The sequence below is a fragment of the Acidovorax sp. KPB24-07 genome (assembly GCF_057543315.1).
In genome coordinates, this window is record NZ_BAAJYS010000726.1 from 1 (window position 1) to 1,098 (window position 1,098).

Annotated in this window: 1 pseudogene; it reads left to right on the top strand. The window is 72.7% G+C overall.

The annotated features are described in order from the left end of the window. Window positions 1-100 precede the first annotated feature (100 nt). Window positions 101-1,098: pseudogene (locus AC27IQ_RS25315) on the top strand (hypothetical protein); the annotation flags it as partial.

The following is a 1,098-nucleotide window of genomic DNA, read 5'->3' on the forward strand; positions in this document are numbered from 1 at the left end:
TACGACAAGCTGCAGGGCCTGGCACAGCAAGCCACCGAGACGGGCCAGAAAGCCGCCGCCGCAGCGCAGCAGGCGACCGAACCCGACCCGGCGAGCCACCATGGAAAGCCAGCAGGCCCAGGCCGCCATCCGGCGGGCCGCTGCCGCGGGCCAGCCCGCCGAGGCACTGGCCCAGCAAGAGGCCGCGGCACGATTGCGGGACCTGGCGGCCACCCAGCAGGCCGAGGCCGCGCGCCAGCAGGCGATTGCGCAGGGACAGCAGGCCAAGGCCGACGGCTACCGGGCGAAGGTGCGCACCCTGCTGGACAGCCACGACGCCTGGACCGCCAACAACCTGCAATTCAAGACGAAGGCCAAGGACGAGGCATCGCAGAGCGCCGCACTCGGCATGCTGCAGGGCAAGGCGGCATCGGAGTCCACCCGGCTGCACGAATTCCTGCCAGCTGGCTCCCAGCAGGTGGGCCGCACCCCGCAGCAGCACGCCGCGGCCCCGGATGACCACTCGGCCCGATGGGCGCCGAAATTCGCCCCGGTGGCGCAGAACCCCGAGCCCAGGCCCGATCCTGAAACGGAAGTCGAAATCGAACGGAAGCCGGCGGCCGCCGCCGATCCCCAGGCGGTCTGGCGCGCACGCGCCGAAGCCCAGGCCACCAAGCTCGCGGCCCAGGCACAACAGCAAGCGCAAGGCCTCTTCACCCGGGCCAACGACGGCGTGAACAAGACGCAGGAGCCCGAGGAGCCGGACCTGCAGACGCCCCAAGCCCCGGACGTCGAACCCCCACCAACGCGGCAACGGCGCCCGACGCTGGGCCAGTTGTTCAAGGAGCCGTTCAACGACCAGCACCCCCTTCACCCGCTCCCCAGGCCGCCGGTCATCGCCAGCCCCTCCTTGCGCGACTGGGTGCCCGAAGACGATGGCGTGGACAGCGAGCCGTCCGAGAGCAATCCCCTTCCGCTGCCACCCGAGGGGGCTACCCCGCCCACGAGCGCAGCGGGACGCCGGGCCACGCCTGCGGGCCCCCGGTGGTCCCCCACGACCCCGCAGCCCATGCCCCTGCCCACGCCGGAGTCCGTCGGGGCTACGGGCCGCGCGGTACC